Genomic DNA, 16,326 nt, shown 5'->3' with positions numbered 1-16,326 from the left:
ACTAGGCAAAATGGTGCCGTAACTTCGGGAGAAGGCACGCTGGCGCGTAGGTGAAGAGACTTGCTCTCGGAGCTGAAGCCAGTCGCAGATACCAGCTGGCTGCAACTGTTTAATAAAAACACAGCACTGTGCAAACACGAAAGTGGACGTATACGGTGTGACGCCTGCCCGGTGCTGGAAGGTTAATTGATGGGGTCAGCCGCAAGGCGAAGCTCTTGATCGAAGCCCCAGTAAACGGCGGCCGTAACTATAACGGTCCTAAGGTAGCGAAATTCCTTGTCGGGTAAGTTCCGACCTGCACGAATGGCGTAATGATGGCCAGGCTGTCTCCACCCGAGACTCAGTGAAATTGAACTCGCTGTGAAGATGCAGTGTACCCGCGGCAAGACGGAAAGACCCCGTGAACCTTTACTATAGCTTGACACTGAACATTGAGCCTTGATGTGTAGGATAGGTGGGAGGCTTTGAAGTGTGGACGCCAGTCTGCATGGAGCCAACCTTGAAATACCACCCTTTAATGTTTGATGTTCTAACTCGGCCCCGTGATCCGGGGTGAGGACAGTGTCTGGTGGGTAGTTTGACTGGGGCGGTCTCCTCCCAAAGAGTAACGGAGGAGCACGAAGGTTAGCTAATCACGGTCGGACATCGTGAGGTTAGTGCAAAGGCATAAGCTAGCTTGACTGCGAGAGTGACGGCTCGAGCAGGTACGAAAGTAGGTCTTAGTGATCCGGTGGTTCTGAATGGAAGGGCCATCGCTCAACGGATAAAAGGTACTCCGGGGATAACAGGCTGATACCGCCCAAGAGTTCATATCGACGGCGGTGTTTGGCACCTCGATGTCGGCTCATCACATCCTGGGGCTGAAGTAGGTCCCAAGGGTATGGCTGTTCGCCATTTAAAGTGGTACGCGAGCTGGGTTTAGAACGTCGTGAGACAGTTCGGTCCCTATCTGCCGTGGGCGTTGGAAGATTGAGAGGGGTTGCTCCTAGTACGAGAGGACCGGAGTGAACGCACCACTGGTGTTCGGGTTGTCATGCCAATGGCACTGCCCGGTAGCTAAGTGCGGAAAAGATAAGCGCTGAAAGCATCTAAGCGCGAAACTTGCCTCGAGATGAGTCTTCCCTGGGCCTTTAAGGCCCCTGAAGGAACGTTTAAGACTAAGACGTTGATAGGCTGGGTGTGTAAGTGCAGCGATGCATTGAGCTAACCAGTACTAATGATCCGTGAGGCTTAACCTTACAACACCAAAGGTGTTTTAGAGTAGACGACAATTTTCAGCGAAGTTCCGAGATTGGTTCTGATGGCGACACGAAAGTGACGCGGTTGGAATGAAACAGAATTTGCCTGGCGGCAATAGCGCGGTGGTCCCACCTGACCCCATGCCGAACTCAGAAGTGAAACGCCGTAGCGCCGATGGTAGTGTGGGGTCTCCCCATGCGAGAGTAGGACACTGCCAGGCATCAAATTAGTGTGCTGATATGGCTCAGTTGGTAGAGCGCACCCTTGGTAAGGGTGAGGTCCCCAGTTCGACTCTGGGTATCAGCACCACTTTATTTAAGTGGTTTAGAAGTTCGGCAGAAAGAAAAGAATCAAAAGAATTTGCTTGGCGGCAATAGCGCGGTGGTCCCACCTGACCCCATGCCGAACTCAGAAGTGAAACGCCGTAGCGCCGATGGTAGTGTGGGGTCTCCCCATGCGAGAGTAGGACACTGCCAAGCATCAATTAAGCCAAGAGGCCATCCGCAAGGATGGCCTTTTTGCTATGGGTCAAAAACAGAAGATACCCCCTTACCCCAACCTTCTCCCACAGCACCAACCGAGAACATCAGGAACACCAGTGTGAGCAGCCCGGCGTTGTGGGTGAGCTCGTGCCGCTTCAGGATGCTGGGAGTAAGAAGAAAGATGGGATATTGCGCAGGAATGTCAGCGGACTCGATCGGTTCTCTCTCCTGGGGGAGAGGGCTAGGGTGAGGGGACGACTGCCAACTAAACAGACAAAAGACTCCCTGCTTACTATTTACGAACAGCCCTCCCTGCCTGGCGATGAAACATTTTCACCTTCCCGTTGAATCCTCGACATGACGCTAAAAAAGCGCTATCTTCGGGCATCTAGAAGTCTAAACGTATAAACGGATATGTGAGGGGTAAGCAATGCCGATTCGTGTTCCTGATGAGTTACCTGCGGTCAATTTCTTGCGTAATGAGAACGTGTTTGTCATGACATCCTCACGCGCAAAAACACAGGAAATCAGGCCGTTAAAGGTGCTTATTCTCAACCTGATGCCGAAAAAGATCGAAACGGAGAATCAGTTCCTGCGTTTACTTTCCAACTCGCCATTGCAGATCGATATTCAGCTACTGCGCATCGATAGCCGTGAGTCGAAGAACACTCCTACGGAGCACCTGAATAATTTCTACTGTAACTTTGAAGATATCCAGAATGAGAACTTTGACGGGCTGATCGTCACCGGCGCTCCGCTGGGCCTGGTGGACTTCTGTGATGTCGCCTATTGGCCGCAGATCGAGCGAGTGATCGAGTGGGCCAAGGATCATGTGACTTCAACCCTGTTTGTCTGTTGGGCAGTGCAGGCCGCGTTAAACATCCTGTACGGCATTCCAAAGAAGACACGAGAGGTGAAGCTCTCTGGGGTGTACCAGCATCGTACGCTGCACCAGCATGCCTTGCTGACCCGGGGTTTTGATGAAACCTTCCTGGCTCCTCACTCCCGCTATGCCGATTTCCCAACCGAGATCCTGCGGCAGTACACCGATCTGGATATCCTGGCAGAATCAGAGCTGGCAGGTGCCTATCTGTTCGCCACCAAGGATAAACGCATGGCATTTGTCACCGGGCATCCGGAATATGACACCCTGACGTTGGCGGGCGAGTATTGTCGCGATAACGATGCAGGCCTCAACCCGACCGTACCGCTAAATTATTTCCCCGATGATAACCCCGAATTGACCCCCGCAGCTTCATGGCGAAGCCATGGTCACCTGCTGTTTTCCAACTGGTTGAACTACTACGTTTACCAGATCACGCCGTTCGATCTGCGTCATATGAATCCTACCCTCGAGTAACATTTTTCTCTGTAACGGGTGGCTGAATCGAGGCCACCCTGGTTTATCCCACCGTTTTCCCTGCCAAATCTGCAACGTTTCAGCATCGATAACTCATTTAAAAACAATGCATTACTGGTATTTCTCGTTCGCAATGGAACCGGTTTCCTAGTTTGCCATAAATGATAAATAATCTAATCAATTGATAATAAAAGGTTAATAAAATATTTATTAAAAAAATGGAAATCGTTTTTGATTTTTAGTTTTTGTTAGTTATTCTAGGATCCTGCGGGATGACATCTGACCAGTTGGCGGTCTTTTTTTCACCCGATTTCCGACAACAATGCTTCGCCTGGCCTGTAATGGCGGCGTGGAATGATGGAAAGGATCAAGACAATGACGCAACAGATGGTAGGCACAGAATTAGCGTTTACACAGGCTTTCGGCTCTGCAGAGCGGCAGATACTGACGGATGACGCGGTCGAGTTCCTGGCTGAACTGGTGGGGAAATTTACGCCACAACGCAATAAACTGTTGGCGGCACGCGCCAGCTGGCAAGAGAAAATCGATCGTGGCGAGCTGCCTGGCTTTATTTCGGAAACGGATTCCATTCGGCAGGGCGACTGGCAGATCCGCGGCGTTCCCGCTGACTTGCGCGACCGTCGGGTTGAGATTACCGGTCCGGTTGAACGCAAAATGGTGATCAACGCCCTCAATGCCAACGTCAAAGTGTTTATGGCCGACTTTGAAGACTCGCTGGCCCCAAGTTGGGACAAGGTTATCGACGGGCAGATCAACCTGCACGACGCGGTAAACGGCACCATTTCTTACACCAACGAAGCCGGCAAGATTTACCAGCTCAAACCCAACCCAGCGGTGTTGATTGCCCGCGTGCGCGGCCTGCATTTGCCGGAAAAACACGTGCAGTGGCAGGGGGAAGCGATCCCTGGTGGGTTGTTCGATTTTGCACTCTATTTCTTCCATAACTATCGCCAACTGCTGGCAAAAGGCAGTGGTCCGTATTTCTACCTGCCGAAAACCCAGTCCTGGCAGGAGGCTGCCTGGTGGAGCGAAGTCTTTAGCTTTACCGAGGATCGCTTCGAATTACCGCGCGGCACTATCAAGGCCACGGTGTTGATTGAAACCCTGCCTGCGGTATTCCAGATGGACGAGATCCTGTATCACCTGCGCGATCATATCGTCGGGCTGAACTGTGGCCGTTGGGACTACATCTTCAGCTATATCAAAACGCTGAAGAACCATGGCGATCGGGTGCTGCCGGACCGTCAGTCCGTCACCATGACCCAGCCTTTCCTCAGTGCTTATTCTCGCTTGCTGATCAAGACCTGTCACCGCCGCGGTGCTTTTGCTATGGGCGGAATGGCGGCGTTTATCCCCAGCAAAGACGCCGAGCAAAACGCGGTGGTGTTGGGCAAGGTGCGCGCGGATAAAGAACTGGAAGCGACCAATGGCCATGACGGGACTTGGGTGGCACATCCAGGTCTGGCCGATACGGTGATGGAGGTGTTTAACCGCATCCTGGGTGAGCGGCAGAACCAGCTAGATGTATTGCGTGAGAACGATGCTCCTATCACGGCGGCGCAACTGCTGGAACCGTGTGACGGTGAGCGTACCGAAACCGGTATGCGCGCCAATATCCGCGTGGCGGTGCAATACATTGAAGCCTGGATCTCCGGCAATGGCTGCGTACCGATTTATGGCCTGATGGAAGATGCCGCCACCGCCGAGATTTCACGTACCTCAATCTGGCAGTGGATCCATCACGAGAAAAGCCTCAGCAATGGCCAACAGGTAACCAAAGCCCTGTTCCGCCAGATGCTGCAGGAAGAGATGCAGGTCGTACGTAAAGAACTGGGTGAAGCGCGTTATCACGCAGGCCGTTTCGAAGAGGCGGCACAGCTGATGGAGCGTATTACCACGCAAGACGAATTAATCGATTTCCTGACCTTACCCGGCTACGAATTACTGGCCTGAAACCGTTCCTGACCTTTAACCCTACAGTATTGAAAAGGATAAAAATATGACGACCTCTCGTACCCAACAGATCCAACAGCTGGAACAGGAATGGAAATCAGCACGCTGGGAAGGCATCACCCGCCCTTACAGCGCCGAAGACGTGATCAACCTGCGTGGCTCGGTCAATCCGGTTTGCACGCTGGCGCAAAACGGAGCGGCGAAACTCTGGGAGTTGCTGCACGGCAAATCCCGCAAAGGGTACGTGAACAGCCTTGGGGCGCTGACCGGTGGCCAGGCGCTGCAACAGGCGAAAGCGGGCGTCGAAGCGATCTACCTGTCCGGTTGGCAGGTAGCGGCTGATGCCAACACCGCTGCCGCCATGTATCCCGATCAATCACTGTACCCGGTCGACTCTGTCCCGACGGTGGTTGAGCGTATCAACAATACTTTCCGTCGGGCGGATCAGATCCAGTGGGCAAACCAGATTGAACCCGGCAGCAAAGGCTATACCGATTACTTCCTGCCGATCGTGGCGGATGCCGAAGCCGGATTTGGCGGCGTACTAAACGCCTTTGAACTGATGAAGGCGATGATCGAAGCCGGTGCCGCCGGGGTGCATTTCGAAGATCAACTGGCGGCGGTGAAGAAGTGTGGCCATATGGGCGGCAAGGTCTTGGTACCGACCCAGGAAGCTATCCAGAAGCTGGTTGCGGCGCGCTTGGCTGCTGACGTTCTCGGTGTCCCAACCTTGCTGATTGCCCGTACCGATGCGGACGCGGCAGACCTGCTGACCTCCGATTGCGATCCGTATGACAGCGCCTTCGTGTCTGGTGAACGCACCGCCGAAGGTTTCTACCGTACCCATGCCGGTATTGAGCAGGCGATCAGCCGTGGGCTGGCCTATGCGCCTTATGCCGATCTGGTGTGGTGCGAAACCTCAACGCCGGACCTGGAAGCTGCGCAACGCTTTGCCGATGCGATCCATGCCAAGTTCCCGGGCAAACTGTTGGCCTATAACTGCTCACCGTCGTTCAACTGGAAAAAGAACCTGGACGATCAGACTATCGCCCGCTTCCAGGACGCGTTGTCCGCCATGGGCTATAAATACCAGTTCATCACGCTGGCCGGTATCCACAGCATGTGGTTCAACATGTTCGATCTGGCACACGCTTACGCACGTGGTGAAGGCATGAAGCACTATGTCGAAAAAGTGCAGCAACCAGAGTTTGCCGCGGTCGAGCGTGGTTACACTTTTGCTTCGCATCAGCAGGAAGTGGGGACCGGCTACTTCGATAAAGTCACCACCATTATTCAGGGGGGCGCTTCCTCGGTAACGGCACTAACCGGTTCCACCGAAGAACAGCAGTTCTGATCCCCAGGGGCCTGGCGCGGTGTCAGGCTCTTGTTTCATTCCTGAATGGCAGAGGCAAAAATGGCGGAAAAACTGGAGCTGTTGATTGCACAGACGATCCTGCAGGGCTTTGATGCGCAATATGGCCGCTTTCTTGAAGTCACGGCCGGAGCGCAGCAGCGTTTTGAGCAGGCAGACTGGCCCGCCGTACAACAGGCGATGAAACGACGTATCCATCTTTACGATCACCACGTCGGTCTGGTGGTCGAGCAACTGAAATGTATCACCGGGCAGAAATATTACGATGCGGACTTCCCCAATAGGGTGAAGGCGGTTTATACCGAGCTGTTGCCCGACTACCCGCGTTTTGAGATTGCCGAAAGCTTCTTCAACTCGGTTTACTGTCGGCTGTTCAAACATCGGGATTTAACCCCGGACAAACTGTTCGTTTTCAGTTCGCAGCCTGAACGGCGCTTTCGTGATATCCCCAGGCCATTAGCCCGTGATTTTACCCCCAACGGTGATTTGGCCGCCATGCTTCACAGCCTGTTGATCGACTTGCCGCTGCGTCTGCCATGGGAAGATCTGCCACGCGATATTCGCTATATCACTCAAGCCTTACTGCAAACCTTCAGCTCCCAACAGTTAGCGGGAGCGACGTTCCAAATTGGTAATGAGCTGTTCTACCGTAACAAGGCGGCCTGGTTGGTCGGTAAGCTGCGCGTGGTCGACGGGGTTTACCCGTTTCTGTTGCCGATCCACCACAGCGAGTCCGGCGCGTTGTTCATTGATACCTGCCTGACCAGCAAGGCCGAAGCCAGCATCGTGTTTGGCTTCGCCCGTTCCTACTTCATGGTGTATGCCCCATTACCAGCGGCGATGGTCGAATGGTTGCGGGAGATCCTGCCGGGTAAAACCACCGCCGAACTGTATATGGCGATCGGCTGCCAGAAGCATGGTAAAACCGAATGCTACCGCGAATACCTGAATTTTATGGCCCAGTCGCAGGAGCAATTCATTATTGCGCCGGGCGTGAAAGGCATGGTGATGCTGGTGTTTACGCTGCCGTCCTTCGATCGGGTATTCAAGGTGATCAAAGACGAATTTGCGCCGCAGAAAGAGGTTACGCAGGCGCAGGTGATGGCCTGCTATCAATTGGTAAAAGAGCACGATCGCGTCGGGCGGATGGCCGATACCCAGGAATATGAGAATTTTGTAGTGGATAAGGCGCGCATCAGCCCGCAACTGCTGGCGGAGTTGCAGCGCGAGGTGCCGGAAAAGCTGGAAGATCTCGGCGATCGTGTGGTCATCAAGCACTTGTATATGGAGCGTCGGATGACACCGCTGAACCTGTATCTCGAGCAGGCAGACGAACGGCAAATGCATGACGCCATCGAAGAATATGGTAATGCGATCAAACAGCTGGCTGCGGCCAATATCTTCCCCGGTGATATGCTGTTCAAAAACTTCGGCGTGACGCGTCATGGGCGCGTAGTGTTTTACGACTACGACGAGATTTGCTACATGACCGAAGTGAACTTCCGTAATATTCCGCCGCCGCGCTACCCGGAAGATGAACTGGCCAGTGAACCCTGGTATAGCATTTCACCCAACGACGTTTTCCCCGAAGAATTCCGCCATTTCCTGTGTGGCGACCGGCGTATCCGCAAGGTCTTTGAGGAGATGCACAGCGATCTGTTCGAGGCGGACTACTGGCGAGGATTGCAGCAGCGTATCAAGGAGGGGCATGTCGAGGATGTGTTTGCCTACCGTAAAAAGCGGCGTTTCAGCCAGCGTCTGCCTTCGGGGTACGCGCAGGCTGGCTGATAGCAGGCCCAGCAAACTGGGCCATGGCCAGGATTAAAACGTGATACAGCAGGCACCTTGTTCGGCCCCGGAAAGCTGGCTGCGTAACGCACCAAACAGTTCACGGCCACAGCCGATCCTTTCAGCGCTCAGATCGGGTTGATAGGGAGTGCGCTGGGCCAGCTCTTGTTCCGAGACCAGCAGTTGCAGCTCGCCGGTGCGGCCATTCACCCGGAGCATATCGCCGCTTTGTACTTTGGCCAGCATGCCGCCGGTGTACGCCTCCGGGGTGACATGGATTGCGGAAGGAACCTTGCCAGAAGCACCGGACAGGCGGCCATCGGTCACCAGCGCTACCTTGAAGCCGCGATCCATCAATACCCCGAGCGGTGGCATCAGCTTATGCAGTTCAGGCATGCCATTGGCCTGTGGCCCCTGGAAACGTACGACCACTACGCAGTCCCGATCCAGCTTGCCCGCTTCGAAGGCGGGGACGATATCGTGCTGACTGTCGAATACGATCGCCGGGGCTTCGATAATCTGATTATCAGCAGGCACCGCCGACGTCTTCATCACCGCGCGGCCCAGATTACCGGCCAGCACCTTGGTGCCGCCATGGTGCTCGAACGGTTTGGCTAGGCTGGCAATCACGTTCGCGTCTAGCGAACTTGCCGCTCCCTCGCGCCAGGCTAGCTGGCCATTATCCAGCCAAGGCTCCTGGGTGTAGCGCTCCAGGCCGAAACCGGCGACGGTATGCACATCCTGATGCAACAGGCCGTTGTTCAGCAGCTCACGCACGACCAATTGCACACCGCCCGCCGCCTGGAACTGGTTGATATCCGCCGGGCCGTTGGGGTAGATGCGGCACAGCAGTGGCACCGAATCGGAAAGCTCAGAGAAGTCATCCCAGTTGATGATGATGCCTGCTGCGCGAGCCATGGCCACCATATGCATCGTCAAGTTGGTCGATCCTCCGGTGGCCAGTAGCGATACGATGCCGTTAACCACCACTTTTTCATCCACCAATTGGCCTATCGGCAGGTAATTACCGGCGGTTTCTGTCAGGCGGGTGATTTGGCGAGCGGCAGCATCATTGAGCGCATCGCGCAGCGGCGTGTCTGGGTGAACGAAAGAAGCGCCGGGCAGATGCAGGCCCATCACTTCCATCACCATCTGGTTGGTGTTGGCGGTGCCGTAGAAGGTGCAGGTGCCAATGCCATGGTAAGAGGCGGCTTCGGCTTCCAGCAGCGCATGGCGGTCGGCTTTGCCTTCGGCATACAGCTGGCGCACACGTACTTTCTCTTTATTTGGCAGGCCGCTGCTCATCGGCCCGGCTGGCACAAATATGGCAGGCAAATGGCCGAAGGACAGGGCAGACATCACCAGCCCCGGCACAATCTTGTCGCAGATACCCAGGAACAACGCGCCGTCGAACATGTTATGGGAGAGACCGATGGCTGCGGACATGGCTATCACATCGCGGCTCATCAGCGACAGCTCCATGCCGTCCTGCCCCTGTGTCACGCCATCGCACATTGCTGGCACACCACCTGCGACCTGGCCAACGGCGCCAACGCTGTGCAACGCCTGCTTTAGCCGCTGTGGATAGCTTTCATAAGGCTGGTGGGCAGAGAGCATATCGTTGTAAGCGGTGATGATGGCGATATCGCTGCGCACCATGTTTTTCAGGGCGGCTTTATCGTCGGGCTGGCAGGCGGCAAAGCCGTGGGCCAGGTTGCCACAGGCTAGCTGCGAGCGGTGTACCGTCTGCGTACGGGCTTCATTAATGCGCGCCAGATAGGCGGCTCGGGTTTGTTTTGAGCGTTCAATGATGCGTTGTGTTACACGTGCCAGGGTGCTGTTAATCATACCATCCTCACAATGCAGCCCTAATGCGCGCGGCGAGGGCTAGTTATGTTGTTCAGAACATCTCGTTATGCACAGGCTTCTTGCGGCAGAAAGCTCTGGATATGTCGCACAGTGTCGGCAATCACCGCATCCAGCGGCTGATCGATATCGATGGCCTGGACGTCACTTTCATCTTGGCCCGGCTGCTCCAGCGTGGCGAACTGGGTGACCAGCATTTGGGGTTTGAAGAAATGCCCCTTGCGGGCAGCCAGCCGAGCCTCGATCACCGGGAAGTCGCCGTGCAGATAGATGAACGACAGATTGTCGTTACCGGCTCGCAGCCGATCGCGATAATGTTTTTTCAGCGCAGAGCAGACGATGATGGAGACCGCATTGGTACGCTGCATGGCGAAAGCGGCGTCGTTCAGGGCAGCCAACCAGGGGGCACGATCGTCATCATTGAGCGGTTCACCTGAGGCCATTTTCTGGATGTTGCAACGAGGATGGAGAAAATCACCGTCCAGGAAGTTGGCAGATAGCCGTTGGGCCACGGCACTGGCGACGGCAGACTTGCCGCTGCCGGAAACGCCCATAATGACGTAAACACGATTCTGATTATTGATCATGGTTTGGTTCCCCACCTGCGAGTCATAGTTTGCTGCGGCTATATTATTTATGGATAATTGTTACCGGTAACATGTTATCGGTAACATTGTCGATGGAAGCACCAAAGGTTGCAATCGGCTTTCGGTGGCAAGATCGCTAATTGTGATCGAATTCATACTTTTCGCAGGATGCGAAACAAAGTCTCTACAGCGCGATACAGAAAAATAACAGCGGGGATTTGCACATGACGTCGGGCGCCGAATGCTGCGCCCGTCTAATCACCGTACGCCGCCGTACTCCAGGCTGATTTCTTTCGCCGCGTGGATCACCAGCGCACCCAGTTCGGTAACGCGATCGTCGGTAATGCGTGATACCGGGCCGGAGATGGAGATGGCGGCAAAGGCTTCGCGGTGCTCGTCAAAGATACAGGCTGCCAGGCAGCGTAAGCCAAGGGCATGCTCTTCATCGTCGAACGAGAATCCCTGTTTGCGGATCACCGCCAACCCTTCTTTCAAGTTATGTGGCGTTAGCGTATGCGGAGTGTAGGTGTGCATGCCTTTTTTATGCAGCAGCCGGGTTACCTCATCGTCTTGCATGCTGGCCAGAAAGGCTTTGCCCGCACCAGAAGCATGCATCGGCAGCTTGCCGCCAATTGGGGCCGACATGCGCATCAACGCGGTGCATTGCACCTGATCGATAATCACCGCCTGATCTTCGGCTTTATCCATCACCGCCAGATTGACCGTTTCACCCGACTCTTCCATCAGGCGGCGCAGCGTAGGATGCACCATGGCCAGCAGGTTACGGCTTTGCAGGAAGCTGCTGCCCACCACAAACGCATGTGCCCCCATGGTCCACAGGCCAAGATCGCCTACCTGACGGACAAAACCCTGCTGCTGCATGGTTGTCAGCAGGCGATGGGTGGTGGAGTTGGGCAACCCGGCCTGCTGCGCTAGATCGGTCAGCGCTACGTTGCCCTGCGCTTCGGCAATATATTCCAATAGTTTCAGACCACGGGTCAGTGACTGGACCTGGCCGGTCGCCGTGCTGGTGGCGGGGGCGGCGGCGCGGGGTTTTTTACCGCGCTTGGCGGGAACGGGAGTGGCCATGATTCACCTTGTGCTTTCCGTATGATGGAATTCATTTTCGTTTTTTGTGTATGAATTGCAAGTTGCTTCTCCGCTCATCGGATCTGTTGCTCGGCGAACCTGAAAAACTCTCAATACCCGCTCGCACCTTTGCCGCCATAACCTGTGCTAGGATGTCAGACCCTCCATCTTTCAAGTTGCAGGATGCATGACGGGCGCAGCGTGCCGCGCCGCTACAACATTGGGATGTGGGGTAATAAGTCGTCGGGCGGATAATCGGGTGTGAAGGGGCTACAGTGATAAATCGAGTGGAACAACTGCGTCAGCAGCTATCGCAGCGTATTTTAGTGTTGGACGGCGGTATGGGCACCATGATCCAGAGCTATCGGCTGGAGGAGGCAGACTACCGCGGTGAGCGTTTTGCCGATTGGCAAAGCGATCTGAAAGGCAATAACGACCTGCTGGTGCTAAGCAAGCCGGAGGTGATCACTGCGATCCACAACGGCTACCTGGAGGCGGGGGCCGACATCCTCGAAACCAACACCTTCAACTCGACCACTATCGCGATGGCCGACTACCATATGGAGTCGCTGTCCGCGGAAATTAACTACCAGGCCGCTTTGCTGGCTCGCGCTTGCGCTGATGAATGGACGGCACGCACCCCGGAAAAACCGCGCTACGTTGCTGGTGTACTGGGCCCAACCAACCGTACTGCCTCTATCTCCCCCGACGTTAACGATCCGGCTTTCCGTAATGTCTCTTTTGATCAGTTGGTAGAGGCTTACCGCGAATCAACCCGCGCGCTGGTGGAAGGGGGCGTCGATCTGATCATGATCGAAACCATCTTCGATACCTTGAATGCCAAAGCGGCGGCCTTTGCGGTTGAAACCGAGTTTGAAGCGCTGGGTGTGACCTTACCGATCATGATTTCCGGCACTATCACCGACGCCTCTGGACGCACCCTTTCCGGCCAGACTACGGAAGCGTTCTACAACTCGCTACGTCATGTCAAACCGCTGACCTTTGGCCTGAACTGTGCGCTCGGCCCGGATGAATTACGCCAATACGTGGCGGAGTTGTCTCGTATCTCTGAAAGCTATGTCACTGCCCACCCGAATGCCGGTTTGCCCAATGCCTTTGGTGAATACGATCTCGATGCCGAAGAGATGGCCAAACAGGTGGGTGAATGGGCGCATGCCGGTTTCCTCAATATCATCGGTGGCTGCTGTGGCACGACTCCGGCGCATATTGCCGCGATGGCTAAAGCGGTTGAAGGTGTACCGCCACGGCAGTTGCCAGAGTTACCGGTGGCTTGCCGCCTGTCCGGCCTGGAACCGCTGAATATTGATGCCAAATCGCTGTTCGTCAACGTAGGTGAGCGTACTAACGTTACCGGCTCGGCCCGATTCAAACGTTTGATTAAAGAAGAAAAGTATAACGAGGCGCTGGCCGTGGCCCGCCAGCAGGTGGAGAGCGGTGCCCAAATCATCGACATCAACATGGATGAAGGGATGCTCGATGCCGAAGCGGCGATGGTGCGTTTCCTCAGCCTGATCGCCGGTGAGCCGGATATCGCCCGCGTCCCGATCATGATCGACTCCTCCAAATGGAGCGTGATTGAAAAGGGCCTGAAATGCATTCAGGGTAAAGGCATCGTCAACTCGATCTCGATGAAAGAGGGCGAAGAAGCCTTTATCCACCATGCCAAACTGGTGCGCCGCTACGGTGCCGCCGTGGTGGTGATGGCCTTCGATGAGGTCGGCCAGGCGGATACCCGCCAACGCAAATTTGAGATTTGCCGCCGTGCTTATCAGATCCTGACCGAACGCGTGGGTTTCCCGCCGGAAGATATCATTTTTGACCCGAACATTTTTGCTGTCGCCACCGGTATCGAAGAGCATAACAACTATGCCGTCGACTTTATCGAAGCCTGCGCCGACATCAAAACCCACCTGCCGCACGCGATGATCTCCGGCGGCGTGTCCAACGTCTCCTTCTCGTTCCGTGGCAACGATCCGGTGCGTGAGGCGATCCACGCGGTGTTCCTGTATCACGCTATTCGCAACGGCATGGATATGGGGATCGTCAACGCCGGGCAGTTGGCGATCTATGACGATCTCAGCACCGAACTGCGTGAAGCCGTTGAGGATGTGGTGCTCAACCGCCGTCAGGACGGCACCGAGCGTCTGCTGGAACTGGCGGAGAAATACCGGGGCAGCAAAGACAATGAAGTGGCGGTTCAGCAGGCTGAATGGCGTGGCTGGCCGGTAGTGAAGCGCCTGGAATATTCGCTGGTCAAAGGCATTACCGAATTTATTGAGTTAGACACCGAAGAAGCGCGCCAGCAGGCGGATCGCCCGATCGAAGTGATCGAAGGGCCGCTGATGGCTGGCATGAACGTGGTGGGCGATCTGTTCGGCGAGGGCAAAATGTTCCTGCCACAGGTGGTGAAATCGGCCCGCGTGATGAAGCAGGCGGTGGCCTATCTCGAACCTTACATCGAGGCCAGCAAACAGAAAGGCACCACCGCCGGGAAAATTCTGCTGGCGACGGTGAAGGGCGACGTGCACGACATCGGCAAAAACATCGTCGGCGTGGTGCTGCAATGTAACAACTACGAAATTATCGATCTGGGCGTGATGGTGCCAACGGACAAGATCCTGAAAACCGCCCGCGAACAGAACGTGGATATTATCGGCCTGTCTGGCCTGATCACCCCGTCGCTGGACGAAATGGTGAACGTGGCAAAAGAGATGGAACGCCAAGGTTTTACTCTGCCGCTGCTGATCGGCGGGGCGACCACCTCCAAGGCTCATACCGCAGTGAAGATTGAACAGAACTACAGCGGCCCGACTACCTACGTGCAGAACGCCTCGCGTACCGTTGGCGTGGTTGCGGCGCTGCTGTCAGACACCCAGCGGGACGAGTTTGTCGCCCGCACCCGCAAAGAGTACGAAACCGTGCGTATCCAGCATGGGCGTAAAAAGCCGCGTACGCCGCCGGTCAGCCTGCAACAGGCGCGGGATAACGCCATGGTGCTGGATTGGGAAAACTACCAGCCACCGGTGCCGAACAAGCTGGGGGTGTTCCCGGTTGAGGCCAGCATTAACACGCTACGCCACTATATCGACTGGACGCCGTTCTTTATGACCTGGTCACTGGCGGGCAAGTACCCGCGCATTCTGGAAGATGAAGTGGTAGGGGAAGAGGCCAAGCGCCTGTTCCAGGATGCCAACGAAATGCTGGATATGTTGGCCGCTAACGGTAGCCTCAACCCGCGTGGTGTCTACGGTCTGTTCCCGGCCAACCGCGTTGGGGATGATGTGGAGGTCTACCGGGATGAAAGCCGTGAAGAGGTGCTGGTGGTCAGCCGCCACCTGCGTCAGCAAACGGAAAAGACCGATTTCCCGAACTACTGTCTGGCCGATTTTGTGGCCCCGAAAAGCAGCGGCAAAGCCGACTATTTTGGCGCATTCGCGGTTACCGGTGGGCTGGAAGAAGATGCTTTGGCGGCGGCCTATGATGCCAAGCATGACGACTACAACAAGATCATGGTCAAAGCGTTATCCGATCGTTTGGCAGAGGCCTTTGCCGAGTATCTGCACGAGCAGGTACGTAAGCGGCATTGGGGCTTTGCCGCCAATGAAAATCTGAGTAACGAAGAGCTGATCCGTGAGAATTATCAAGGTATTCGCCCGGCTCCCGGCTATCCTGCTTGCCCAGAGCATACCGAAAAAGCGGAGATCTGGCAGTTGCTGGACGTTAACCGCCATACCGGCATGGAACTGACCGAGTCCTTCGCCATGTGGCCTGGGGCAGCGGTATCCGGCTGGTATTTCAGCCATCCGCAGAGTAAGTACTTTGCCGTGGCACAGATCCAGCGCGATCAGGTCGAAGATTACGCGCAGCGTAAGGGGATGAAGATCGGCGACGTAGAACGCTGGCTAGCCCCGAATCTGGGATACGATGCGGACTAATTTGCAGCCAGCAGGCTGAAAGAGACAGGGGAACAACGTGTCTATCGAAGAGCTGTTAAAGCTGCATCCGGTGATCGCAGCGGTAAAAGATAATGAAAGCCTGCAGATCGCGGTCAAATCGGACTGCCAGATCATCTCGGTACTGTACGGCAATATCTGCAATATTGGCCGCATCGTGCAGCAGGTGAAGGACGCGGGCAAATATGCTTTTGTGCATGTTGATTTGCTGGAAGGCAGCTCCAACAAGGAGATCGTGATTAATTTCCTGAAAATCGTCACGGCGGCAGATGGCATTATCAGCACCAAAGCCTCGATGGTGAAGGCAGCGCGTCAGCAAGGCTTCTACACCATTCACCGGCTGTTTATCATGGACTCGATTTCCTTCCACAATATCGACAAACAGGTGGCGCAATCGACGCCCGACTGCATCGAAATCCTGCCGGGCTGCATGCCTAAGGTGCTCGGTTGGGTGGCAGAAAAGATCGACTTGCCGATCATTGCCGGTGGCTTGGTGTGTGATGAGGATGATGCGCAAACCGCGCTGAATGCCGGGGCCATCGCCGTTGCCACCACCAATCACGACGTATGGAAGTTGAAATTGTAAGGGTAAGGG

Annotated in this window: 9 protein-coding genes, 1 tRNA gene and 3 rRNA genes; 10 read left to right on the top strand and 3 right to left on the bottom strand. The window is 55.3% G+C overall.

Translation table 11 applies throughout. The features are described from left to right. From JHD74_RS10700 to aceK, 8 genes are all read left to right on the top strand, one after another. Positions 1–1,238 (top strand): 23S ribosomal RNA (locus JHD74_RS10700); the annotation flags it as partial. Positions 1,239–1,343: 105 nt separating this feature from the next. Further along, positions 1,344–1,459: ribosomal RNA gene (rrf, locus tag JHD74_RS10695) — 5S ribosomal RNA — on the top strand. 13 nt (positions 1,460–1,472) lie between these two features. Beyond that, positions 1,473–1,548, top strand: a tRNA-Thr gene (locus JHD74_RS10690). Positions 1,549–1,602: 54 nt separating this feature from the next. Next, positions 1,603–1,718: ribosomal RNA gene (gene rrf, locus JHD74_RS10685) — 5S ribosomal RNA — on the top strand. A gap of 433 nt (positions 1,719–2,151) precedes the next feature. After that, entirely contained in the window at positions 2,152–3,081 is a 930-nt protein-coding gene (gene metA, locus JHD74_RS10680; RefSeq protein ID WP_098929609.1) for a homoserine O-succinyltransferase, read from the top strand. Positions 3,082–3,456: 375 nt separating this feature from the next. Further along, complete coding sequence (aceB, locus tag JHD74_RS10675) at positions 3,457–5,055, top strand: malate synthase A (protein WP_024528041.1); 1,599 nt, start codon at positions 3,457–3,459, stop codon at positions 5,053–5,055. A 46-nt stretch (positions 5,056–5,101) separates the two neighbouring features. Further along, entirely contained in the window at positions 5,102–6,409 is a 1,308-nt protein-coding gene (aceA, locus tag JHD74_RS10670; RefSeq protein ID WP_021180852.1) for an isocitrate lyase, read from the top strand. A gap of 60 nt (positions 6,410–6,469) precedes the next feature. Then, positions 6,470–8,215, top strand: a complete 1,746-nt coding sequence (aceK, locus tag JHD74_RS10665) for a bifunctional isocitrate dehydrogenase kinase/phosphatase (protein ID WP_199062695.1) — start codon at positions 6,470–6,472, stop codon at positions 8,213–8,215. Between the two features lie 33 nt (positions 8,216–8,248). Here aceK and edd read toward each other — a convergent pair whose 3' ends face one another. The 3 genes from edd to iclR all read right to left on the bottom strand — a co-directional run bounded on the left by edd (position 8,249) and on the right by iclR (position 11,757). After that, the gene (gene edd, locus JHD74_RS10660) at positions 8,249–10,063 is read right to left on the bottom strand and encodes a phosphogluconate dehydratase (protein ID WP_199062694.1); all 1,815 of its coding nucleotides are present in this window, start codon (positions 10,061–10,063) and stop codon (positions 8,249–8,251) included. A gap of 65 nt (positions 10,064–10,128) precedes the next feature. Then, positions 10,129–10,668, bottom strand: coding sequence for a gluconokinase (gene gntK / locus JHD74_RS10655; protein ID WP_074031488.1), 540 nt, complete (start codon positions 10,666–10,668; stop codon positions 10,129–10,131). Positions 10,669–10,926: 258 nt separating this feature from the next. Beyond that, positions 10,927–11,757 carry a glyoxylate bypass operon transcriptional repressor IclR gene (gene iclR / locus JHD74_RS10650; RefSeq protein WP_024484007.1) on the bottom strand — a complete coding sequence of 277 codons (831 nt, stop codon included), beginning with the start codon at positions 11,755–11,757 and terminating at the stop codon, positions 10,927–10,929. A 275-nt stretch (positions 11,758–12,032) separates the two neighbouring features. On the opposite strand from iclR, the gene metH reads away from it, so the two are divergent. Further along, a complete protein-coding gene (gene metH, locus JHD74_RS10645; protein WP_199062693.1) occupies positions 12,033–15,713 on the top strand; it encodes a methionine synthase in 3,681 nt (1,226 codons plus the stop codon). A 37-nt stretch (positions 15,714–15,750) separates the two neighbouring features. Further along, complete coding sequence (locus JHD74_RS10640; RefSeq protein WP_065684828.1) at positions 15,751–16,317, top strand: glycerol-3-phosphate responsive antiterminator; 567 nt, start codon at positions 15,751–15,753, stop codon at positions 16,315–16,317. Positions 16,318–16,326: the final 9 nt, after the last annotated feature.

Source organism: Serratia sp. ASV30 (assembly GCF_016428815.1).
GTDB classification, from domain to species: domain Bacteria; phylum Pseudomonadota; class Gammaproteobacteria; order Enterobacterales; family Enterobacteriaceae; genus Chania; species Chania fonticola_C.
Note: the sequence above shows the minus strand (reverse complement) of the source record. Positions and strands in the feature narration are given on the sequence as shown.